The 22,335-nt window shown below is 70.9% G+C and carries 19 protein-coding genes; 15 read left to right on the top strand and 4 right to left on the bottom strand.

Features of this window, described 5'->3' with window-relative positions; translation table 11 throughout:
* Positions 1-157: 157 nt before the first annotated feature.
* The 7 genes from IE325_RS40220 (at position 158) to IE325_RS40190 (ending at position 7,969) form a co-directional block, all read left to right on the top strand.
* On the top strand, positions 158-2,896 hold the full coding sequence (locus tag IE325_RS40220) for a DNA translocase FtsK (protein ID WP_229912386.1): 2,739 nt from the start codon (positions 158-160) through the stop codon (positions 2,894-2,896).
* A 280-nt stretch (positions 2,897-3,176) separates the two neighbouring features.
* The gene (locus tag IE325_RS40215) at positions 3,177-4,013 is read left to right on the top strand and encodes a helix-turn-helix domain-containing protein (protein WP_190075138.1); all 837 of its coding nucleotides are present in this window, start codon (positions 3,177-3,179) and stop codon (positions 4,011-4,013) included.
* A gap of 93 nt (positions 4,014-4,106) precedes the next feature.
* Positions 4,107-5,588, top strand: coding sequence for a 30S ribosomal protein S12 methylthiotransferase RimO (gene rimO / locus IE325_RS40210; RefSeq protein WP_190075137.1), 1,482 nt, complete (start codon positions 4,107-4,109; stop codon positions 5,586-5,588).
* Positions 5,585-6,361: a CDP-diacylglycerol--glycerol-3-phosphate 3-phosphatidyltransferase gene (pgsA, locus tag IE325_RS40205; RefSeq protein ID WP_190075136.1), complete on the top strand. Its 777-nt coding sequence runs from the start codon at positions 5,585-5,587 to the stop codon at positions 6,359-6,361. Before rimO ends, pgsA begins: the two co-directional genes overlap by 4 nt.
* Entirely contained in the window at positions 6,358-6,903 is a 546-nt protein-coding gene (locus IE325_RS40200) for a CinA family protein (protein ID WP_190075135.1), read from the top strand. The genes pgsA and IE325_RS40200 overlap by 4 nt, the downstream gene beginning before the upstream one ends.
* 109 nt (positions 6,904-7,012) lie before the next feature.
* On the top strand, positions 7,013-7,393 hold the full coding sequence (locus IE325_RS40195; RefSeq protein WP_030960654.1) for a helix-turn-helix domain-containing protein: 381 nt from the start codon (positions 7,013-7,015) through the stop codon (positions 7,391-7,393).
* Between the two features lie 291 nt (positions 7,394-7,684).
* Positions 7,685-7,969, top strand: coding sequence for a hypothetical protein (locus tag IE325_RS40190; RefSeq protein ID WP_190075134.1), 285 nt, complete (start codon positions 7,685-7,687; stop codon positions 7,967-7,969).
* Here the strand turns inward: IE325_RS40190 and IE325_RS40185 are convergent.
* Genes IE325_RS40185 through IE325_RS40175 form a run of 3 tightly spaced genes read right to left on the bottom strand, consistent with a single transcriptional unit; the run spans position 7,941 to position 14,550 of the window.
* Positions 7,941-8,705 (bottom strand): SDR family NAD(P)-dependent oxidoreductase, encoded by a 765-nt coding sequence (locus IE325_RS40185; protein ID WP_190075133.1) that lies wholly within the window; start codon positions 8,703-8,705, stop codon positions 7,941-7,943. The genes IE325_RS40190 and IE325_RS40185 overlap by 29 nt on opposite strands.
* Before the next feature lie 32 nt (positions 8,706-8,737).
* The gene (locus tag IE325_RS40180) at positions 8,738-9,607 is read right to left on the bottom strand and encodes an Fpg/Nei family DNA glycosylase (protein WP_190075132.1); all 870 of its coding nucleotides are present in this window, start codon (positions 9,605-9,607) and stop codon (positions 8,738-8,740) included.
* A 50-nt stretch (positions 9,608-9,657) separates the two neighbouring features.
* Positions 9,658-14,550, bottom strand: coding sequence for an ATP-dependent helicase (locus IE325_RS40175; RefSeq protein ID WP_190075131.1), 4,893 nt, complete (start codon positions 14,548-14,550; stop codon positions 9,658-9,660).
* A 176-nt stretch (positions 14,551-14,726) separates the two neighbouring features.
* Between IE325_RS40175 and IE325_RS40170 the strand changes: the two genes are divergently transcribed.
* From IE325_RS40170 to IE325_RS40160, 3 genes are read left to right on the top strand one after another with little or no spacing between them, the layout of a single operon-like run.
* Positions 14,727-15,566 carry an AraC family transcriptional regulator gene (locus IE325_RS40170; protein ID WP_190075130.1) on the top strand — a complete coding sequence of 280 codons (840 nt, stop codon included), beginning with the start codon at positions 14,727-14,729 and terminating at the stop codon, positions 15,564-15,566.
* 22 nt (positions 15,567-15,588) lie between these two features.
* The gene (locus tag IE325_RS40165) at positions 15,589-16,302 is read left to right on the top strand and encodes an AzlC family ABC transporter permease (protein ID WP_190075129.1); all 714 of its coding nucleotides are present in this window, start codon (positions 15,589-15,591) and stop codon (positions 16,300-16,302) included.
* The gene (locus tag IE325_RS40160) at positions 16,299-16,607 is read left to right on the top strand and encodes an AzlD domain-containing protein (protein WP_190075128.1); all 309 of its coding nucleotides are present in this window, start codon (positions 16,299-16,301) and stop codon (positions 16,605-16,607) included. Before IE325_RS40165 ends, IE325_RS40160 begins: the two co-directional genes overlap by 4 nt.
* Positions 16,608-16,613: 6 nt before the next feature.
* Here IE325_RS40160 and IE325_RS40155 read toward each other — a convergent pair whose 3' ends face one another.
* The gene (locus IE325_RS40155; protein ID WP_190075127.1) at positions 16,614-17,558 is read right to left on the bottom strand and encodes a hypothetical protein; all 945 of its coding nucleotides are present in this window, start codon (positions 17,556-17,558) and stop codon (positions 16,614-16,616) included.
* Positions 17,559-17,638: 80 nt separating this feature from the next.
* On the opposite strand from IE325_RS40155, the gene IE325_RS40150 reads away from it, so the two are divergent.
* The 5 genes from IE325_RS40150 to recA all read left to right on the top strand — a co-directional run bounded on the left by IE325_RS40150 (position 17,639) and on the right by recA (position 22,332).
* Entirely contained in the window at positions 17,639-17,833 is a 195-nt protein-coding gene (locus IE325_RS40150) for a DUF3046 domain-containing protein (protein WP_190075126.1), read from the top strand.
* Positions 17,834-17,893: 60 nt separating this feature from the next.
* Positions 17,894-19,171 (top strand): AI-2E family transporter, encoded by a 1,278-nt coding sequence (locus tag IE325_RS40145; RefSeq protein WP_190075125.1) that lies wholly within the window; start codon positions 17,894-17,896, stop codon positions 19,169-19,171.
* A gap of 124 nt (positions 19,172-19,295) precedes the next feature.
* Positions 19,296-19,796: a GyrI-like domain-containing protein gene (locus IE325_RS40140; protein ID WP_229912384.1), complete on the top strand. Its 501-nt coding sequence runs from the start codon at positions 19,296-19,298 to the stop codon at positions 19,794-19,796.
* A gap of 197 nt (positions 19,797-19,993) precedes the next feature.
* A complete protein-coding gene (locus IE325_RS40135; protein WP_190075124.1) occupies positions 19,994-20,851 on the top strand; it encodes an arginase family protein in 858 nt (285 codons plus the stop codon).
* Positions 20,852-21,204: 353 nt separating this feature from the next.
* On the top strand, positions 21,205-22,332 hold the full coding sequence (recA, locus tag IE325_RS40130; RefSeq protein WP_190075123.1) for a recombinase RecA: 1,128 nt from the start codon (positions 21,205-21,207) through the stop codon (positions 22,330-22,332).
* Positions 22,333-22,335 lie beyond the last annotated feature (3 nt).

Raw genomic sequence — 22,335 nt, 5'->3', positions numbered from 1 at the left:
CGCGAAGGCTCCGGTTGACGGGCGGCGGCGCCGGATCGTCCTGCGCGTGACGGGTCCATGAACCGGCGTCAGTTCGCCGCCTCCACAGGGGCGACACGAACGGGTGAAGCAGTGAGCACGCGTGTCCACTGTCATCTCCACCGGTAACCTCACACCCATGGCCTCACGTTCCTCCGCAGCCAAGAAGCCGCCCGCGAAGAAGGCGGCCGCTTCGGCGAAGGCTCCGGCGAAGAAGGCCGCCGCCAAGAAAGCCCCCGCGAAGAAGGCGCCGGCCAAGAAGGCCGCGGCGAAGAAAGCCGCGCCGCCGAAGCCCGCGCCCAACCCCACCGGGGGCATCTACCGGCTCGTGCGCGCCGTCTGGCTCGGGCTCGCGCACGCGGTCGGCGCGGTGTTCCGCGGGATAGGGCAGGGCGCGAAGAACCTCGACCCCGCCCACCGCAAGGACGGCGTCGCCCTGTTGCTCCTCGGCCTCGCCCTGATCGTCGCCGCCGGCACCTGGTCCAATCTGCGCGGCCCGGTCGGCGACCTCGTCGAGATCATCGTCACCGGCGCCTTCGGCCGGCTCGACCTGCTCGTGCCGATACTGCTCGCGGTCATCGCCGTACGGTTCATCCGCCACCCCGAGAAGCCCGAGGCCAACGGCCGTATCGTCATCGGCCTGTCCGCGCTCGTCATCGGTGTGCTCGGCCAGGTACACATCGCCGTGGGCGCGCCCGCCCGCAGCGACGGCATGCAGGCGATAAGGGACGCGGGCGGGCTCATCGGCTGGGGCGCGGCGACTCCGCTGACGTACACCATGGGCGTGGTCCTCGCCGTTCCGCTGCTCGTGCTGCTGACGGTCTTCGGCCTGCTGGTCGTCACGGCCACCCCGGTCAACGCCATCCCGCAGCGGCTGCGGCAGCTGGGCATCAAGCTCGGCATCCTGCCCGACCCCGAAGAGGACGACGAGTACAGCGACGACGACGAGCGCTACGACGACCAGTGGCGCGAGGCGCTGCCCGCGGCGCGTGGCCGGAAGCGTGGTCCGGCGCGTGAGGCGTACGACCCCGACGGCGCCGAGCAGGAGGCCCTCTCGCGGCGTCGTGGCCGCCCCAGGCGCTCCGCGGTGCCGCAGCCCGAGATGGACCGTCCGATGGACGCTGTGGACGTCGCGGCGGCCGCCGCTGCCGCGCTCGACGGCGCCGTGATGCACGGGATGCCGCCGTCGCCGATCGTCGCCGACCTCACTCAGGGCGTCAGCGTCGGAGACCGCGCGGAGACCACTCCGGTGCCGACGCCGGTCCCGGCGGCGCGCCCCAAGCAGGAGAAGCTGCCCAAGTCCGAGCCGGCGGACCCGGCCAAGTCGGGGGTGCCGGACCTCACCAAGGCCGCGCCCGACGAGATGCGCGACCTGCCCCCGCGCGCCGAACAGCTCCAGCTGTCCGGCGACATCACCTACTCGCTGCCGTCGCTCGACCTCCTGGAGCGCGGCGGTCCCGGCAAGTCGCGCAGCGCCGCCAACGACGCCGTCGTGGAGTCGCTCACCACCGTCTTCACCGAGTTCAAGGTCGACGCCCGCGTCACCGGCTTCACGCGCGGGCCGACGGTCACGCGCTACGAGGTGGAGCTCGGGCCCGCCGTGAAGGTCGAGCGGATCACCGCGCTGACGAAGAACATCGCGTACGCCGTCGCCAGCCCGGACGTGCGGATCATCAGCCCGATCCCCGGCAAGTCGGCGGTCGGCATCGAGATCCCGAACACCGACCGCGAGATGGTCAACCTCGGTGACGTGCTGCGCCTGGCGGCCGCGGCCGAGGACGACCATCCGATGCTGGTCGCGCTCGGCAAGGACGTCGAGGGCGGCTATGTGATGGCCAACATCGCGAAGATGCCGCATGTGCTGGTTGCCGGTGCGACCGGTTCCGGTAAGTCGTCGTGCATTAACTGCTTGATCACTTCGGTGATGATGCGCGCGACCCCCGAGGACGTCCGCATGGTCCTCGTCGACCCCAAGCGCGTCGAGCTGACCGCCTACGAGGGCATCCCGCACCTGATCACGCCGATCATCACCAACCCGAAGCGGGCCGCCGAGGCGCTCCAGTGGGTCGTACGGGAGATGGACCTCCGCTACGACGACCTGGCGGCGTACGGCTACCGGCACATCGACGACTTCAACGAAGCCGTGCGCAACGGCAAGGTGAAGGCGCCGGAGGGCAGTGAGCGCGAGCTTCAGCCGTATCCGTATCTGCTGGTGATCGTCGACGAGCTCGCCGACCTGATGATGGTCGCGCCGCGTGACGTCGAGGACGCGATCGTGCGCATCACGCAGCTCGCGCGTGCGGCCGGCATCCACCTGGTGCTCGCCACGCAGCGGCCCTCCGTGGACGTCGTCACCGGTCTGATCAAGGCGAACGTGCCCTCGCGGCTCGCCTTCGCCACGTCCTCGCTCGCGGACTCGCGCGTCATCCTCGACCAGCCCGGTGCCGAGAAGCTGATCGGCAAGGGCGACGGGCTGTTCCTGCCGATGGGTGCCAACAAGCCGACGCGTATGCAGGGCGCCTTCGTCACCGAGGACGAGGTCGCGGCGGTCGTGCAGCACTGCAAGGACCAGATGGCGCCCGTCTTCCGGGACGACGTCACCGTGGGCACCAAGCAGAAGAAGGAGATCGACGAGGAGATCGGCGACGACCTCGACCTGCTGTGCCAGGCGGCCGAGCTCGTGGTCTCCACCCAGTTCGGATCGACGTCCATGCTCCAGCGCAAGCTGCGGGTCGGGTTCGCCAAGGCGGGGCGGCTGATGGACCTCATGGAGTCCCGCGGGGTCGTGGGGCCGAGCGAGGGGTCCAAGGCTCGTGACGTTCTTGTGAAACCTGATGAGCTGGACGGAGTGCTCGCCGTGATCCGCGGGGAGGCTTAACACGAGTCCGGAAGGGGAAACCGGACGCAGTGGTCGCTTCGCGGGCGGTTGCGGGACGAGCCGATGTCTGATCGTGACTTACCTGTAGGCGATCATTGAGCAACCGTTTCCCTTCGACGTACGTCAAGTTGAGCGAAGCGACAAGCACATACCCCACCATCAGCGTGTCCGGCCATTCTGATGGCGTATAAAGTCCCACCGCCCGGTTGCCCCACCCTTTCGTTACCCCCCTAGACTGAACCTCCAGCACAGGTGGCTTAAACGCTCGAAAGGCGCCCCCGTGTCCATCGGCAACTCCCCTGAAGACGAGCGTCCGTTCGAAGACGTGTCCGAGGAAGCCCGTCCCTCGATCGGCCGTGCCCTGAAGCAGGCGCGGATCGATGCCGGGCTGACCGTCGACGACGTCACCAATGCCACCCGGGTCCGCATCGCCATCGTGCATGCCATCGAGGCCGACAACTTCGCCCCCTGCGGCGGCGACGTCTACGCCCGTGGCCACATCCGGACCCTGGCAAAGGCTGTCCACCTCGATCCGGCCCCGCTGCTCGCGCAGTACGACGCCTCGCACGGCGGTCGACCGGCGCCGACCCCGGCGGCCCCTCTGTTCGAGGCGGAGCGCATCCGTCCCGAGCGACGCGGGCCGAACTGGACCGCGGCCATGGTCGCCGCGATCGTCGCGGTGGTCGGGTTCGTCGGGTTCACCGCGTTCAAGGGCGACGACGGGGGCGGGAAGTCCGCCGTCGCCGAGGGCGGCTCGACGCCGACGGCCGACAAGACCACGCCCACCCCGAAGACCGACAAGCCCAAGGATCCCGAGCCGGAGCCCTCGGACAGCGCCATCGCCGCCGTCCCGCAGGACAAGGTGACCGTCCAGGTCAGCGCCGTCGACGGCAGGAGCTGGGTCGGGGTCAAGGACCACAACGGCCGGATGCTCTTCGACGACCTGCTCAAGCAGGGTGACTCCAAGACCTTCCAGGACAGCGAGAAGATCAACCTCGTCCTCGGTGACGCGGGTGCGATCGACCTCTATGTCAACGGCAAGAAGATCGACGACGACTGGCAGCCGGGCGCCGTGGAGCGTCTCACATACACCAAGGGCGACCCGCAGGCCGGATAAGTCCGGCTGAAGGGTCGAGCATGGACGGGGTTGGCCAAGATCGGCCAACCCCGTCGACGTGGGCTGTCAGTGAGACAAAGTAGTCTTGAGCCCATGCCTGAACGCCGTACCGTCGCACTAGTCACTCTCGGCTGCGCCCGTAATGAGGTGGACTCAGAGGAGCTCGCAGGCCGCTTGGAGGCGGACGGCTGGGACCTCGTGGAGGACGCCGCGGACGCGGATGTCGCCGTCGTCAACACCTGTGGGTTCGTCGACGCCGCCAAGAAGGACTCCGTCGACGCGCTCCTGGAGGCGAACGACCTCAAGGACCATGGGAGAACCCAGGCCGTCGTGGCGGTGGGCTGCATGGCCGAGCGGTACGGCAAGGAGCTCGCCGAGGCCCTTCCCGAGGCCGACGGAGTGCTGGGTTTCGACGACTACGCCGATATCTCCGACCGCCTCCAGACCATCCTGAACGGCGGCATCCACGCAGCGCACACCCCGCGCGACCGGCGCAAGCTGCTGCCGATCAGCCCTGCCGAGCGGCAGGAGTCCGCGGCCGACGTCGCGCTTCCCGGGCACGCCCCCGTCGACCTTCCGGACGGGCTCGCTCCGGCCTCCGGCCCGCGTGCGCCCCTGCGCCGCCGCCTCGACGGCGCCCCGGTCGCCTCGGTGAAGCTCGCCTCCGGCTGCGACCGGCGCTGCTCTTTCTGCGCCATCCCGTCCTTCCGCGGCTCCTTCATCTCGCGCCGGCCCAGCGATGTGCTGAACGAGACGCGGTGGCTGGCCGAACAGGGCGTGAAGGAGATCATGCTGGTCTCCGAGAACAACACCTCCTACGGCAAGGACCTGGGCGACATCCGCCTGCTGGAGTCCCTCCTGCCCGAGCTCGCCGAGGTCGACGGCATCGAGCGCGTCCGCGTCAGCTACCTCCAGCCGGCCGAGATGCGGCCCGGTCTGATCGACGTGCTGACCTCGACGCCGAAGATCGCCCCCTACTTCGACCTCTCCTTCCAGCACTCCGCGCCCGACGTGCTGCGCGCGATGCGCCGCTTCGGTGACACCGACCGCTTCCTGGAGCTGCTCGACACCATCCGCGGCAAGGCCCCGCAGGCGGGCGTCCGCTCCAACTTCATCGTCGGCTTCCCCGGCGAGACCGAGGCCGACCTGGCCGAGCTGGAGCGCTTCCTGAATCATGCGCGGCTGGACGCGATCGGCGTCTTCGGCTACTCCGACGAGGACGGCACCGAGGCCGCGACGTACGACAACAAGCTCGATGAGGACGTCGTCGCCGAGCGGTTGGCACGCGTCTCCCGGCTGGCCGAGGAACTCGTCTCGCAGCGGGCCGAGGAGCGTGTCGGGGAGACCGTGCACGTGCTGGTCGAGGGCGTCGGCGCCGAGGACGCGGCGGACGGCGCGTACGGCCGCGGCGAGCATCAGGCGCCGGAGACGGACGGCCAGGTGCTGCTCACGAGCGGCGAGGGACTGAGCGTCGGTCGTATGGTCGAGGCGAAGGTGGTCGGCACGGAAGGTGTCGACCTGGTGGCCGAGCCCCTGCCGGGCACGCTCGCATGTAGTGAGGAGGCGGACAGATGACCGGAGTTCCGGCGTCCGCCGCGGGTGGCTCCCAGGCGGGTGCGACGGGCAAGACGAGCGCGATGGGTGCGTCCCGGGCCGGTGCGCCCAAGGCGGGCGGACCGAAGGCCGCCGACGCCGAGAACGGCGTACAGGGCGGTGCGAAGTCCCCGCGCGGCGGGAAGATCACGGCCGCCGCCGTCAACCAGGCCAGCGTCTGGAACATCGCCAACCTGCTGACCATGCTCCGGCTGGTCCTCGTGCCCGCGTTCGTGGCGCTGATGCTGGCCGACGGCGGATACGACCCCGCGTGGCGCTCGTTCGCCTGGGCGGCCTTCGCCATCGCCATGATCACGGACCTGTTCGACGGTCATCTGGCGCGCACATACGATCTCGTCACCGACTTCGGGAAGATCGCCGACCCCATCGCCGACAAGGCGATCATGGGGGCGGCGCTGATCTGTCTGTCCGCACTGGGCGATCTGCCGTGGTGGGTGACGATCGTCATCCTCGGCCGGGAACTCGGGATCACGCTCCTGCGTTTCATCGTCATCAGGTACGGCGTCATCCCCGCGAGCCGCGGTGGCAAGCTCAAGACCCTCACGCAGGGCGTGGCCGTCGGGATGTACATCCTGGCGCTCACGGGGTGGCTGGCGACCCTGAGGTTCTGGGTGATGGCTGCGGCGGTCGTCCTGACCGTGGTGACCGGGCTCGACTATGTGAGACAAGCCATTGTGCTGCGCAGGCAGGGAATCGCCGAGCGCAAGGCCGCCCTGGAGGAGACGGAAGCGTGAGTTCCCCGGCCGCCGACGTGGTGCGACTACTCACAGTGAACGGCGAGACGCTCGCTGTCGCCGAGTCGCTGACCGGTGGGCTGGTTGCGGCGGAAATCACAACCGTCCCAGGCGCATCCAAGGCCTTCCGGGGCTCGGTGACGGCCTACGCCACCGAGCTGAAGCACCGGCTGCTCGGCGTCGACGCCACCCTGCTGGAGCAGCACGGAGCGGTGAATCCGCAGGTCGCGGCCCAGATGGCGGCAGGGGTACGGAAGGCGTTGGGGGCCGACTGGGGCATCGCCACGACCGGTGTCGCGGGGCCCGAGACACAGGACGGACACCCTGTGGGGACCGTTTTCGTGGCGGTGGACCGGCCCGTGGGCCCTGGTTCCGGTTCCGCCGGTGGCGGAAAAGTGGAGGCCCTGCGGTTGAACGGCGGCCGCGAGGAAATTCGTATGGAGAGTGTACGGAGCGTACTCGCACTGCTCCTGAAGGAGCTTGCGGGCGAACACACTGGGAATGAGCGGGCACAGGATACGGAACAGAACGGGGGGTTTTGATGTTTGCAGCCCTGAGTGAACACGACATCGCTCCCCGCACGGCCGCGGCGCAAGGCGGTACGGTGGGGCGTGAAGGATGCGGCTACGCGGTCCGAGGAGGGAGCCACCGATGATTCTGCTCCGTCGCCTGCTGGGTGACGTGCTGCGTCGGCAGCGCCAGCGCCAGGGCCGTACTCTGCGCGAAGTCTCCTCGTCCGCCCGAGTCTCACTCGGCTATCTCTCCGAGGTGGAGCGGGGGCAGAAGGAGGCTTCCTCCGAGCTGCTTTCCGCGATTTGCGACGCGCTGGACGTACGGATGTCCGAGCTCATGCGGGAAGTGAGCGACGAGCTCGCCCTCGCCGAGCTGGCCCAGTCTGCTGCGGCCACACCCAGCGAGCCCGTACCCGCATCGGTCCGTCCGATGCTGGGTTCCGTGTCGGTGACCGGCGTGCCACCGGAACGGGTGACCATCAAGGCGCCTTCCGAGGCGGTGGACGTGGTCGCCGCGTGACGGTGACGCCGCTGCGCATGGGATGACCATGCGCTGAGGAGTTGTGTGAGGCCCCGGCCGGGGCTTCTCCAGGGAGACCTGGGGGAGTGCGGTCGGGGTTTCGTGCTGTACGGGCCCGTGCGGCGTGCGTTTGCCGGTGTCCGGCCCGGCGGTCATCGTGGAGGGTGTGACGGCGCGGTGTGAGGGCGCGTGACGCGTGGTGAAGGCGTCGGCCCGCGCCGCTCCGTATGCCGTCGGTGCGCCCTCCCGGCCGGTGAACGGGCGGCCTAGCCTCGGGCTGGAGGTGAGCGGATGGCACGGCCGATAGCGCGCTGGGGGGTGGCTCTAGGGCTGGGGGCGCTGTGGTGGTGGGCCGTGCTGCGGCTGGCGCTGGTGCCGGACGCGGGGGTGCTGGAGGCGGCCGTCGCCGCCGGGGGGTGGGGGCTGAGCCTGTTGCCGGTGCACTGCGTGCCCAAGGCGCGGGCCGCGGGGGCCGTGGATCCGCGGCGGTGGGCGGAGGCCTGGCGGGTGGGTCGGGCGAGTCGGATGACGGGGCCAGGAGTGCCGACTACCAAGGCATCGCCACACCGCCGTTAGGGCGCAGGATCTGTCCCGTGGTGAAGGACGACGCGTCGGATGCCAGGTGCAGCACCGCGTGCGCGATGTCCTCCGGTTCGCCGACCCGGCCCAGCGGGGACATCCGGGCCATCAGCGACTCGGTGTGGGTCTGTGCCGTGGTGTCGTGGCGGTCGGTCATGGGGGTGCGGATCCAGCCCGGGGCGACCGCGTTGACGCGGATGCCGTGCGGGCCCATCTCCGTGGCCAGCGTCTTCGTCAGCTGCACGACGGCCGCCTTGGCCGCGCCGTAGCAGAGCAGGCCGGGGCCTCCCGTGTCGACGGCGCCCGAGGCCATGGTGACGATGCTGCCCCGGATGCGCTGGGCGAGCATGGCGCGGGCCGCCTCCTGGCAGGCGTACAGCACACCCTTGAAGTTGATGTTCAGGACGCGGTCGAGGTCATCGTCGCGGGTCTCCAGGACCGGGCTGCTGTGCATGATCCCGGCGACCGCGGCCATCGCGTCCAGGCGCTCGCAGGAGGCGACGGCCTGACGGAGCTGTTCGCGGTCGGTGACGTCGAGGTGGTGGGTGCGGGCCGTGCCGCCGTTCGCCTTGATCAAGGTCGCCGTTTCGTGCAGGCCCTGTTCGTCGCGGTCGGCGCAGTGCACGGCCGCGCCTGCCTCGGCGAGCAGCACAGCCGACGCACGGCCGATGCCGCTGGCGGCGCCGGTGACGAATGCGGTGCGTCCGGTGAGGTCGTACGCCTTGACGGCCATGAAGGGACCGTACGAGGGTTTCTGACGGGTCGTCAATTGGTCGTACGGGGTCGAGTTCCGTGGTGTGAGGTGGTGCGGGGACTCGTGCCGGGGGCCGGGCCGGCCTGGCAGGTCGGGCACCAGTAGGTGGGGCGTTCGCGGGAGCCGTCGCCCTGGTCGGCGGCGCGGATCGGGGTGGTGCAGCGCAGGCAGGGGCGGCGGGCGCGGCCATATACGAAGAGGTCCTGGCCGCGGCGGCCCGTCGTGCTGCGGACCGGGCGGTCGCGGTTGGCCTCCAGGAGCTTCTTGGCGAGGACGGGCAGCTGTGCGGTGTGTTCGGTGGGGAGCGCGCCGATGGGGAGCCAGGGGGTGACGCGGAGCAGGAAGCAGAGCTCGCTCTTGTAGACATTGCCGATGCCGGCGAGATTGCGCTGATCCAGCAGGGCCTCGCCGAGGGGGCGGGCGGGGTCCGCGAGGAGGTTGGCGAGGGCGTGATCGGGGTCCCAGTCCGGGCCCAGGAGGTCGGGGCCGAGGTGGCCCACGACGGTTTCCTCCGCCGTGGTGCGCAGGAGGTCGAGAACGGGGAGGCGGTAGCCGACGGCAGTCTGGGCCTCGGCAGTGCCCGAGTCGGGAACGGTGGTGAGGACCACGCGGATCTGGTGGGCGGGGCCGCCTGTCCAGCGCTGTTGGCCGGTGAACACCCTCCAGGAGCCCTCCATCCCCAGATGCGAGTGGATCGTCAGGCCGCCTTCGACGCGGGTGAGGAGGTGTTTGCCGCGAGGGGTGACGTCGAGGACGGTGCGGCCCGTGAGGTCGACCGTGGCGTACTTGGGCACCCGGAAGTCGCTACGGGTCAGCGTTCCGCCGGCGAGGGCGGTGTGGAGCCGCTTCGCGGTCTGCCAGACGGTGTCTCCTTCGGGCATGGGTCAAGGGTGGCATTGGGTGCGGTTCGGGGCGGGGCGGGTGTCTGGCGTCACGCTCGTAGGCGTAGGCCTCTGGGGGTCGCGATGAAGCCCGCTCCCTCCAGGAGAGAGCCTATGGGGGACGTCAGGGCCTGGGTGCCGTTCACGCGTTCCACCGTGACCGTGCCGAGGGAGCCCGCTCGGGCGGCTGCGGCGAGGGACTCCGCCGCCGCGTGCAGGCGTGGGTCGTCGGCGGGTTCCGTGTCCGGGGCCGAGGGCCAGGCGAGCAGGGTCTTGCCGCCGCGCTCCATGTAGAGGGTCAGCTCGCCGTCGACGAGTACCACCAGGGAGCCTGCCTTACGGCCGGGCTTGTGGCCGGCGCCGGTGGGGGGCTCGGGCCAGGCAAGGGCGGCGCCGTAGGCGTTGGCGGGGTCGGCGGCTGCGAGGACTACGGCTCGGGTGTCCGGGGTGCGGCGGGCGGCGGGTCCGCCGTTGGGCCAGGTGCGGCCCTGCGGGGTGCGTCGGCCGGACTCGGGGGCGGCGAGGTCGCGGGGCGAGACCCATTCGCTCGGGCCGAGGTGGGCGTCCAGGAAGTCGTGGTCGAGGTCGGGGATGTCGTAGGCGGGGGTGCCGTCGGGGTTGTCGTACGCCGGTGTGTCGGCAGGGGCGGCGTCAGGGTTCCCCAGGGCGTCGGGGGTGCCCGGGCCGGGCAGGTCGTCGCCCCGGTCGCGGGCGTTGGACACCGCGCGGAGACGGTCCACCGCGCCGTCCATCGCGAACTGGGCGGCGCCGAGGCCCTCGACCACATAGCCGCGTCGTGCCTGGCCGCTGTCCTCGAAGGCGGACAGGATGCGGTACATCGCCGAGAAGCCGCCCTCGACACCCTCCGCGGCGACCGCGCCCCGGGTCACCACGCCGTGGCGGTCGAGGAGGGTGCGGGCGAGGGCGTGGGCGCGGACGGTGGGGTCGGGTTCGTGCGCGGGGAGGAGGGACCAGCGGCCGGCGACGGTCGGGGGGCCGGTGCGGGAGGCCGGGCGGGCGGCGGCGGTGAGGGAGCCGTAGCGTCCTCGGGGGACGGTGCGCTTGGCGCGGTGGGCCGTGGAGCCCGCGGTGCGGCCCGAGCCGAGCAGGGAGCGCATGGGAGCCAGCGTGTCGTTCGTGAGGCGGCCCGACCAGGCCAGCTCCCAGAGGGCGTCGGCGAGTTGGGGGTCGGTGGCGTCGGGGTGGGTGGTGGCGCGGATCTGGTCGGCGATCTGGCGGAAGAACAGGCCGTAGCCGCCGGACAGGGCGTCCAGGACCGACTGGTGCAGTGCCGTCAGCTCCAGGGGGTGGGGTTGCTGCAGGAGCAGGGGGGCTGTGTCCGCCATGTAGAGGGACACCCAGCCGTCCTTGCCGGGGAGCGAGCCCGCGCCGGCCCAGACGACCTCGCCGGCCGAGGTGAGCTCGTCGAGCATCGCGGGGGTGTAGTTGGCGACGCGGGAGGGCAGGACGAGTTTTTCGAGGGCGGAGGCGGGCACGGACGCGCCTTGCAACTGCTCGATGGCGCGGACCAGTCCGTCGATGCCGCGCAGGCCGTGGCCCTTGCCGATGTGCTGCCATTGCGGCAGGAACTGCGCGAGCGCGGCCGGTGGCACCGGTTCCAGTTCGTGCCGCAGGGCGGCCAGGGACCGGCGGCGCAGACGGCGCAGGACCGTCGCGTCGCACCACTCCTGGCCGATGCCGGCCGGGTGGAACTCGCCCTGGACGACCCGCCCGCTCGCCGCCAGCCGCTGCAGGGCGCCGTCCGTGATCGCCACGCCAAGGCCGAAGCGGGCCGCCGCCGTCGCCGAGGTGAAGGGGCCGTGGGTGCGGGCGTAGCGGGCGAGGAGGTCGCCGAGCGGCTCCTTGACCGGCTCGGTGAAGGCCTCGGGCACGCCGACGGGCAGCGCTGTGCCGAGTGCGTCGCGCAGCCGGCCAGCGTCCTCGATCGCCGCCCAGTGGTCGGTGCCCGCGATGCGCACCTTGATGGCGCGGCGGGCGGCGGCCAGCTCGCGCGCCCACTGCGGTTCGGCGCCGCGCTCGGTCAGGTCGGCATCGGTGAGCGGGCCCAGGAGGCGGAGGAGGTCCGCGACGCCTTCGGCGTCCTTGACGCGGCGGTCCTCGGTGAGCCACTGGAGCTCGCGCTCCAGCTCGGTCAGCACTTCGGCGTCGAGCAGCTCGCGCAGCTCCGCCTGGCCGAGCAGTTCGGCGAGCAGCCGCGAGTCCAGCGACAGGGCGGCGGCGCGGCGCTCGGCGAGCGGGGAGTCACCCTCGTACAGGAACTGGGCGACGTATCCGAAGAGCAGGGAGCGGGCGAAGGGGGACGGCTCTGGAGTGGTGACCTCGACCAGGCGGACCTTGCGGGACTCCAGGTCGCCCATCAGCTCGACGAGTCCGGGCACGTCGAAGACGTCCTGGAGGCACTCGCGAACCGCCTCCAGGACGATCGGGAACGAGCCGAACTCGCTGGCCACCTGGAGCAGCTGGGCGGCGCGCTGGCGCTGCTGCCACAACGGAGTGCGCTTGCCGGGGTTGCGGCGCGGGAGCAGTAGCGCGCGTGCCGCGCACTCGCGGAAGCGGGACGCGAACAGGGCCGAGCCGCCGACCTGGTCGGTGACCATCTGGTCGACGTCGCCCTTGTCGAAGACGACGTCCGCCGCACCTACGGGAGCCTGGTCCGCGTCGTACTCGGTGCCCGCCTTGCGCGGTTCCTGGTCCAGCAGGTCCAGGCCCATCAGGTCGGCGTCGGGCAGGCGCAGCACGATGCCGTCGTCGGCGTGCATGACCTGGGCGTCCATGCCGTACCGCTCGGAGAGCTTGGCGCCCAGGGCGAGCGCCCAGGGGGCGTGGACCTGCGCGCCGAAGGGGGAGTGCACGACGACGCGCCAGTCGCCGAGCTCGTCTCGGAAGCGCTCCACGACGATCGTGCGGTCGTCGGGGACATGGCCGCAGGCCTCGCGCTGCTCGTCCAGGTACGACAGGACGTTGTCGGCCGCCCAGGCGTCCAGGCCGGCGGTGACCAGGCGCAGCCGGGCGTCGTCCTTGGGCATGGAGCCGACCTCGCGCAGGAACCCGCCCACCGCGCGGCCCAGTTCCAGCGGGCGGCCCAGCTGGTCGCCCTTCCAGAACGGGAGCCGGCCCGGTACGCCCGGTGCCGGGGAGACCAGGACTCGGTCACGGGTGATGTCCTCGATGCGCCAGGAGCTGGTGCCGAGTGTGAAGACGTCGCCGACGCGTGACTCGTAGACCATCTCCTCGTCCAGCTCGCCGACCCGGCCGCCGCCCTTCTTGGGGTCGGAACCGGCGAGGAACACCCCGAAGAGGCCGCGGTCGGGGATGGTGCCGCCCGAGGTGACGGCGAGGCGCTGGGCGCCGGGGCGGCCGGTGATCGTGCCGGCGACTCGGTCCCAGACCACGCGCGGGCGCAGCTCCGCGAAGGCGTCGGACGGGTAGCGGCCGGCGAGCATGTCGAGGACCGCGGTGAAGGCGGACTCGGGGAGCGAGGCGAAGGGGGCCGCCCGGCGGACGGTGGTGAGGAGGTCGTCGAACTGCCAGGTGTCCATCGCCGTCATCGCGACGAGCTGCTGAGCGAGGACGTCGAGGGGGTTGGCGGGGACCCTGAGGGACTCGATGGAGCCGGTGCGCATGCGTTCGGTGACGACCGCCGCCTGGACCAGGTCGCCGCGGTACTTAGGGAAGACCACGCCGGTGGAGACCGCGCCGACCTGATGGCCCGCGCGGCCGACGCGTTGCAGCCCGGAGGCCACGGAGGGGGGTGATTCGACCTGGACGACGAGGTCTACGGCGCCCATGTCGATGCCCAGTTCCAGGCTGGAGGTGGCCACGACCGCGGGGAGACGGCCCGCCTTGAGGTCCTCCTCGACCAGGGCGCGTTGCTCCTTGGAGACCGAGCCGTGGTGGGCGCGGGCGATGACCTGGGGCGCGCCCTGGGCCGCTCCCGAGCCGCCCATGAGCTCCGCCGGGGCGTGGTGTTCGTCCAGGGTTTCGCCGGTGGCGCGCTCGTAGGCGATCTCGTTGAGGCGGTTGCAGAGGCGTTCGGCGAGGCGGCGGGAGTTGGCGAAGACGATGGTGGAGCGGTGGGACTGGACGAGGTCGGTGATGCGCTCCTCGACGTGCGGCCAGATCGAGGGGCGTTCCGCGCCCTCGGAGCCGTCGGCCACCGGGGAGCCGCCCAGCTCGCCGAGGTCCTCTACGGGGACGACGACCGAGAGGTCGAACTCCTTGCCCGACTTCGGCTGGACGATCTCCACCTTGCGCTGGGGGGAGAGATAGCGGGCGATCTCGTCCACCGGGCGGACGGTCGCGGAGAGGCCGATACGGCGGGCCGGCTTCGGGAGGAGCTCGTCGAGGCGCTCCAGAGTGAGGGCGAGGTGGGCGCCGCGCTTGGTGCCCGCGACCGCGTGGACCTCGTCGAGGATCACCGTCTCGATCCCGGTCAGTGCGTCGCGGGTGGCCGACGTCAGCATCAGGAAGAGGGATTCCGGGGTGGTGATGAGGATGTCCGGTGGGCGGGTCGACAGGGCTCGGCGTTCCGCGGCGGGGGTGTCGCCCGAGCGGATGCCGACCTTTACTTCAGGTTCCTGGAGGCCGAGGCGTACGGATTCCTGGCGGATGCCGGTGAGGGGGCTGCGGAGGTTGCGCTCCACGTCGACGGCCAGGGCCTTGAGGGGGGAGACGTACAGGACCCGGCAGCGTTTCCTGGGGTCGGCCGGCGGGGGCGTGGAGGCCAGCTGGTCCAGGGCGGCGAGGAAGGCGGCGAGGGTCTTGCCGGAGCCGGTGGGGGCCACGACCAGCACGTCCGAGCCCTCTTGGATGGCTTGCCACGCGCCTGCCTGGGCTGCGGTGGGCGCGGAGAAGGCGCCTGTGAACCAGCCTCGGGTTGCGGGGGAGAAGCCTGCCAGGGCTCGGTGCGGGTTGCTGACCATGCGTCCATCCTGCACCCGGGCACTGACAATGCCTCCGGTGGTTGGGCGGGGGATGCCTGCGGCGGCCTGTTGCTGTTCGGTGGGGGTTCGCGTAGCGCCTTGTGGTTCGTCGTGGGTCGGGGCCGTGCCGCCGTACGCGGGTGCCGCGTCGTCGTGGCGTTGCGCAGAATGGGGGTATGGCAGGTTCGAACGAGCGGGCGCGGCACTGGCGGTATGCCGAGTTGCCCGGTGTTGATCTGCTGCGGGCGCGGTACATACGGAAGACGTTTGTGCGGCATACCCACGAGAACTTTGTGATCGCCGCCATCGCCGATGGGGTGGAGGTGTTTCACCATCGCGGCGGCGATGTGTATGCGGGGGCCGGGGCGCTTGCGCTCGTCAATCCGGATACGGCGCATACGGGGCGGGCGGGGGTGCCCGAGGGGTGGCGGTACGGCGCCGTTTATCCGTCGCCGGAGGTGGTGGCGGAGATCGCTGCCGAGACCACCTCTGTGAAGGGCACGCCTGGATTCGTCCGGCCTGTGCTCGATGACGCCTATGCGGTGGGGCTGGTGCATCAGGTGCTGCGGGCCGCTGATGAGGGCAATGCGCTGGCTGCCGATACGTTGCTTCGGGTCGCCGTGACTCGGCTGCTGCGGTTGAACGGTGGGGCTCTGCCGCAGCGGGAGGTGCGGACGGCGGGGGCGCGGGTGGCCGTACGCGCGCGTGAGGTGCTGGAAGGGCGGTTGGCGGAGCCGCCGAGTCTTGAGGTGTTGGCTTCCGATCTTGGTACGGGGCCGTTCGCCTTGTTGCGGGCCTTTCGGGATGTGTATGGGATGCCGCCGCATGCCTGGCTGACCGATGCGCGGGTGCGGCGGGCTCGGCGGTTGTTGGATGCGGGGGTCTCGCCGGCCGAGGCGGCCGTTGCTGTGGGGTTCACCGATCAGCCGCATCTGAATCGGCACTTCGCCCGGATCGTGGGTGTGCCGCCGGGGGCCTATCAGCGGGAGCGCAAGAACGTACAAGACCTGCGGTAGTGGGTTGCCTAGCCTCGCGGGCGTGGCAGAACAGAAAGCTCTTGTAGATCTCCCCGCGGCGGGAGGCAAGCCTGATTCCGTTGTCGTCCGGGACGCCCTGGGGGTCGGGGTCGCCGTCGGGCTGTCCGGGTTCGCCTTCGGGGTGACGTCGGCGGGCAGTGGGCTCACGCTCCTGCAGACCTGTGTGCTCAGCCTGCTGGTGTTCACGGGGGCGTCGCAGTTCGCGCTTGTCGGGGCGCTCGCGGCCGGTGGCAGTCCGTTCACCGCGGCTGCGGGGGCCTTTTTCCTGGGGGTGCGCAACGCGTTCTACGGGCTGCGGCTGTCCGAGGTGCTGCGCCTCACGCGCGCGGTGCGGCCGTTCGCCGCGCAATGGGTGATCGATGAGACGGCTGCCGTCGCGCTGGCGCAGCCCACCAGGCGCAGTGCGCGGATCGGGTTCGTGGTGACGGGCCTGAGTCTGTATGTGCTGTGGAATCTGACGACCTTGCTCGGTGCGCTGGGGGCCGAGGCCATCGGTGATACCGGTGCGTGGGGGCTCGATGCCGCCGGGCCCGCTGTGTTTCTCGCGCTGCTCGCGCCCATGTTGAAGTCCGCTGCCGAGCGCGCCGTCGCGGGGCTGGCCGTGGTTCTGGGGCTCGGGCTGCTGCCTGTGCTGCCGGCCGGGGTGCCGGTCCTGGTGGCCGCTCTCGCGGCGCCCGTCGTGCTGTGGGCGCAGGGGCGGGGGAGCGGGCGGTGAATACCTGGATCGCCATCGGCCTCACGGTCGTCGGCTGCTACGCCGTCAAGCTCATAGGGCTGCTCGTGCCCGCGGGGGCGCTGGAGAGGCCTCTCGTACGGCGTCTTGCCGCACTGTTGCCCGTCGCCCTTCTCGCCGCCCTCACGGCCCAGCAGACGTTCGGCGACGGGCAGGCGCTGGTGCTGGACGCTCGGGCCGCCGGGGTGACCGCGGCTGCCCTGGCGCTCGTCCTGCGGGCTCCGTTCCTGCTCGTCGTCGCGGCGGCCGTGGTGGTGACGGCGGGAGTGCGAGCCATGGGAGGGTGAGGCGGCTCAGCCGATGTGGCGGCCGTAGGCCCTCAGGGTGCGCAGCGCCTGGATGGTCACCAGGGGGCGGGCCTCCAAGGGAACGCTCGGTGCCCACTGGCGCCGGTGGATGGGCCAGCCGCCGTCCTGCTGCTGTTCGTCGGCCAGGTGGTCCAGGGAGCGGCCCATCTCGTCGTCCGTGAACCACGCGCGCGCGAGGGAGCGCGGTGTCCGTGCGTAGTCGTGCGGGAAGTGGTGCTCGGCGGGGGCGTAGCCGGGGGACACCGGGTAGGCGTCGAGGTCGTCCGGCGCGAGTGCCGCCAGTCGCTGGTCGCGCACCAGGCGGCCCAGACGGTCGGCGGCCGCCTCCGCGCGCGGGCGGTCGGGAACGGAGTCCAGGAAGGCGACGGCGGCCTCGATCTCGTAGGGATGTGACTTCTCCAGCGATTCCACCGCCTGCCAGCAGAAGTCCGTGGCCCGGAACAGCCACGCGTGCCACACCTCGTTGCGGTGCAGCAGGCCGACCACGGGCCCGGTGGCCAGGAGGGAGCTGGGCGGGTCCTCGACGACCGGGATGAAGGGGGCCGTGGGGTAGTCGCGCTGGCCGCGGTGAGTGGCCGGCAGGGCGCCTTCCGGGGTGGACACCGAGGTCAGATAGCGGCATACGCGGTCCACGCGCTGTCCCCCGCAGCGCTCGATGGCATCCAGGACATGGAGCGCGTGACCCGTGTGCAGCGGCTGGCTGACCGGGCCGCGCAGATCCGGCTCCAGCGCGTGGCCGTACCCGCCGTCCTCGTTGCGGTAGGCGTCCAGCGCGGTCTCCACCGGGTCGGCGGCGCCGTTCAGGAAGTGGAACGCGAAGAGGCGCTGCTCCAGCACGCGCGCGGTGAGCCAGACGAAGTGCTCGGCGCGGAAGAGCGGGGAGTGCGCCGGGGACGACGGGTCGAGTGGAGAAGCTCCTGTTTCGGGCATGCGACAGACCGTAGGGCGGAAAGCGGTCTCGGCAAGCGGTCCCGGCACAGGCCCACACTCAGGGGCGGGATACTGGACGCATGCGGTTGACGGTCTTCTGGCAGCGGATGGCGGAACACTTCGGTCCGGGGTACGCCGACACCTTCGCGCGCGACCATGTGATGACGGAGCTCGGCGGGCGCACGGTGCACCAGGCGCTGGAATCCGGCTGGGAGGCCAAGGACGTATGGCGTGTGGTCTGTGCGGTCATGAACGTTCCGGGGGAGAAGCGCTGATCGGGCACGGAGATCGCAGGACCGCAGCCGTTTGTCAGTGGCGTGGGTGAGACTTGCTCCGTGGCACGCACTGACGAGACCGGGCAGCTGCCCCGGCAAGGATCCCCGTTCGGCACGACGCCGCCCATCCCGCCTCCGGGAGAGAGCGACGCCGGGCCGAGCGCACGCATGCCGCGCTGGCTGCCGCGTGCCATGGTGCTCGCGCTGACGCTGGTCGGTGTGTTCCAGCTGGGCAGCTGGGCTTTCCACCAGCTCACCGGGCTGCTGATCAACATCCTCATCGCGTTCTTCCTGGCCCTCGCCATAGAGCCCGCGGTGAGCTGGATGGCCTCGCGCGGGATGCGCCGGGGGCTGGCCACCGCCCTCGTCTTCTTGGGCGTGATCATCGTGTCCGCCGGGTTCGTGACCTTGCTGGGGTCCATGCTCGCGGGCCAGATCATCAAGATCGTCGAGGATTTCCCGAACTACCTCGACTCCGTCATCAACTGGATCAACGCGCACTTCCACACCGAGCTGCGCCGTGTCGACGTCCAGGAGGGACTGCTCAGGTCCGACTGGCTGCGCAACTACGTGCAGAACAGCGCCACCGGTGTCCTGGACGTGTCCGCGCAGGTCCTCGGCGGACTCTTCCAGCTGCTGACGATCACGCTGTTCTCGTTCTACTTCGCCGCCGACGGCCCCCGACTGCGCCGCGCGCTGTGCTCCGTACTGCCGCCCGCCCGGCAGGCCGAGGTGCTGCGCGCCTGGGAGATCGCCGTCAACAAGACCGGCGGCTATCTGTACTCGCGCGGCCTGATGGCGCTCATCTCCGGCATCGCCCACTACATCCTGCTGGAGAGCCTGGACGTGCCGTACGCGCCCGTGCTCGCCGTGTGGGTCGGTCTGGTGTCGCAGTTCATCCCCACCATCGGCACCTATCTCGCGGGCGCCCTGCCCATGCTGATCGCGTTCACGGTCGACCCCTGGTACGCGCTATGGGTGCTGATCTTCGTCGTGGTCTACCAGCAGTTCGAGAACTATGTGCTGCAGCCCAAGCTGACCGCCAAGACCGTCGACATCCACCCCGCGGTCGCCTTCGGGTCGGTCATCGCAGGCACCGCCCTGCTCGGCGCCGTGGGCGCGCTGATCTCCATCCCGGCGGTCGCCACGCTGCAGGCGTTCCTGGGGGCGTATGTGAAGCGGTACGACGTCACGGACGATCCGCGCGTGCACGGGCATCGGGAGCGGGGAACGGGGCGCAACCTGTTCTCACGCGCGCGTGCGCTGTGGATGGGCAGGCCGGGGCAGAAGCCTCCGACGGGGGCGGAGGGCTCCGAGGGTTCTGCGGGCTCCGGCTGACCGGGGTCGGCTGCGATCGGGGCGGCGGCGGATCGTGAGCGGGTGTGGCTGAGCGCGCTGGGCGTGCGTCGGGTCTGTCGGGTCTATACGTCGTCAGTAGCCCCTGAACTTGGATGGGAGTGGCATGAGCAGCAGTGGATCGCAGAGTGAGGCCCGCGGCTCGCAGCCGGAGCCGGAGCTGGTGGATCTCGAACCGGCGACGACGGCGGTTGTCCGCGGTGTCGTGCCGATCGCCGGGTTGCGCGACTTCTTCGACGCCTCCTTCGGCGCGCTGGCCCGCGTCATCGAGGCGCAGCGGATCACCGTACTGAGTCCCGCTTTCGGGCTCTATCGCGGGACGCCGGGGCAGACCCTGGATCTGGAGGTCGGGTTCGTCACGGAGCGGGCGGTGCGGCCGGAGGAAGGTGTCGTGGTCGGCTCCCTCCCCGGAGGCCGGGTCGCGCGGCTGACGCATTTCGGGTCGTTCGACGGTCTCGGAGCGTCCTGGGACCGGCTCGGCTCCTGGATGCGGGAGCGCGGGCTGTCAGCCGCGGAGGACCGGTGGGAGACGTACGTCACCCAGCCCACACCGGACATGGACCCGCGAGACCTGCGCACCGAGCTCAACTGGCCGGTGACGGGCTGACCGGCCTGCTGTGAGGGGGTGGGCGCCGGGGCCAGGCGCCCTTGCCTTGGCGCCCTGCACGCCGCGGGATCGCCCGGAGCGCGTCCTGACCGGGGTCCGGCTCGACGAGTACACGGTCGTCGCTTACTCGATTGTCCGGCCACATCGCCCGGCCCTACGGTCGAAGCGTCAGCCTCCGCCCTCCGAGAGCGAGCCCGATGACCGTCCCGGCACCCGGAAAGCCCCCGGTGATCACGCACTTCGCCGCTCGCGCCGGCGACCACAACGACCGCGCGATGCAGGGCTCAGGGATGATCGCCGCCGAACTGGCGACCCGCCTCGAGGCAACCCCCGTCGTGGTCGGGGCGCCCGAGCCCGCCCTCGACGTCGACTGGGACGCCGAGCTCGCGGCGGCGCAACCCGCGCTTCGGGCGATGGCCCAGCAGTACGAGCGGGTCTTCCATGACGGTGGGGCTCCGGTCACCGCGCTGAGCCGGTGCGCCGTCGCTCTGGCGACCCTGCCGGTCGTCGCCCGGCATCGCCCCGACGCGGTCGTGGTCTGGTTCGACGCGCACGCCGACCTGAACACCCCGCAGAGCACGCCGAGCGGCTATCTGGGCGGCCTGGCGCTCAGCGGGCCCCTGGGGATGTGGGACACAGGCCTCGGCGAAGGGCTCAGGCCCGAGAACGTGATCCTCTGTGGAGCGCGGGACATCGACCCGCCCGAGCAGGCGCTGATCGACCGCGGTGTGATCACGCTCGTCGGAATGGGCCCCGACATCACTACCAGGCTGCGGGCCGCCATCGCCGGTCGCCCGGTGTACGTGCACATCGACTGCGACGTCCTCGAACCAGGCATCGTGCCGACCGACTACCAGGTGCCGGACGGCCTCACCCTCGACGACCTGCGTTCCCTGGCCGAGACGATGGCCCGGCACGAGGTCGTCGGTGTCGAGCTCGGCGAGTTCGAGGCCGGGGAGAGCCCGGCGGGCGGTCTCGTCGGCCCGGGGCCCCTGCTCGACGCCCTCCAGCCGCTGCTCGATCGGGTCGGCGCCGCTGCCGCGGCGAAGGCATAGACGGTAGACGACCACGCGCTCGACGTCCCGGCATCCGCGCTCGACGTCCCGGCGTCCACGCTCAACGCCCCGACATCCGGGCCCAACACACCGGCGTCCGGACCCACATAGGCAGGACCACCAGCGTGCCGTGCGCGGAACCCGCTGGTGGCGAGTGGTGCGCTTGACACGAAAATCGAACATCCATTCTTATGGGGGTGCCGGCGAGGCGCTCGGCAGGCATTTCGCCACGGTTTCGACGGAGAAGTGCCCGAGTTATCCACAGGCCGGACGGGCGTCGGGGCGCATTGTCAGTGGCAGGCGTTAGCGTCTTTGACGTGAAGCGATCGACTCAAGCAAACCGGGTGGAACCCATGGCAGGAACCGACCGCGAGAAGGCCCTGGACGCCGCTCTCGCACAGATTGAACGGCAATTCGGCAAGGGCGCGGTCATGCGCATGGGCGAGCGGCCGAACGAGCCCATCGAGGTCATCCCCACCGGGTCGACCGCGCTCGACGTCGCCCTCGGTGTCGGCGGCCTGCCGCGCGGCCGTGTGGTGGAGGTGTACGGACCGGAGTCCTCCGGTAAGACCACGCTGACCCTGCACGCGGTGGCCAACGCCCAGAAGGCCGGCGGCCAGGTCGCCTTCGTGGACGCGGAGCACGCCCTCGACCCCGAGTACGCCAAGAAGCTCGGCGTCGACATCGACAACCTGATCCTCTCCCAGCCGGACAACGGCGAGCAGGCTCTGGAGATCGTGGACATGCTGGTCCGCTCCGGCGCCCTCGACCTCATCGTCATCGACTCCGTCGCCGCGCTCGTCCCGCGCGCGGAGATCGAGGGCGAGATGGGCGACAGCCACGTCGGTCTGCAGGCCCGTCTGATGAGCCAGGCGCTGCGGAAGATCACCAGCGCGCTCAACCAGTCCAAGACCACAGCGATCTTCATCAACCAGCTCCGCGAGAAGATCGGCGTGATGTTCGGCTCCCCGGAGACCACGACCGGTGGCCGGGCGCTGAAGTTCTACGCCTCGGTGCGTATCGACATCCGGCGCATCGAGACCCTGAAGGACGGCACGGACGCGGTCGGCAACCGCACCCGCTGCAAGGTCGTCAAGAACAAGGTCGCGCCGCCCTTCAAGCAGGCCGAGTTCGACATCCTCTACGGCCACGGCATCAGCCGCGAGGGCGGCCTGATCGACATGGGCGTGGAGCACGGCTTCGTCCGCAAGGCCGGTGCCTGGTACACGTACGAGGGTGACCAGCTCGGCCAGGGCAAGGAGAACGCGCGCAACTTCCTGAAGGACAACCCCGACCTGGCCAACGAGATCGAGAAGAAGATCAAGGAGAAGCTGGGCGTCGGCGTACGGCCGGAGGAGCCGACCACCGAACCGGGCGCGGACGCCGCGGTCTCCGCCACGTCGGACGACGCCGCGAAGGCTGCGCCCGCACCGGCCGCGGCCAAGGCGGCCAAGACCAAGGCCGCGACTGCCAAGAGCTGATCC

This window comes from Streptomyces lanatus (assembly GCF_014655715.1).
Lineage (GTDB): Bacteria > Actinomycetota > Actinomycetes > Streptomycetales > Streptomycetaceae > Streptomyces > Streptomyces lanatus.
Note: the sequence above shows the minus strand (reverse complement) of the source record. Positions and strands in the feature narration are given on the sequence as shown.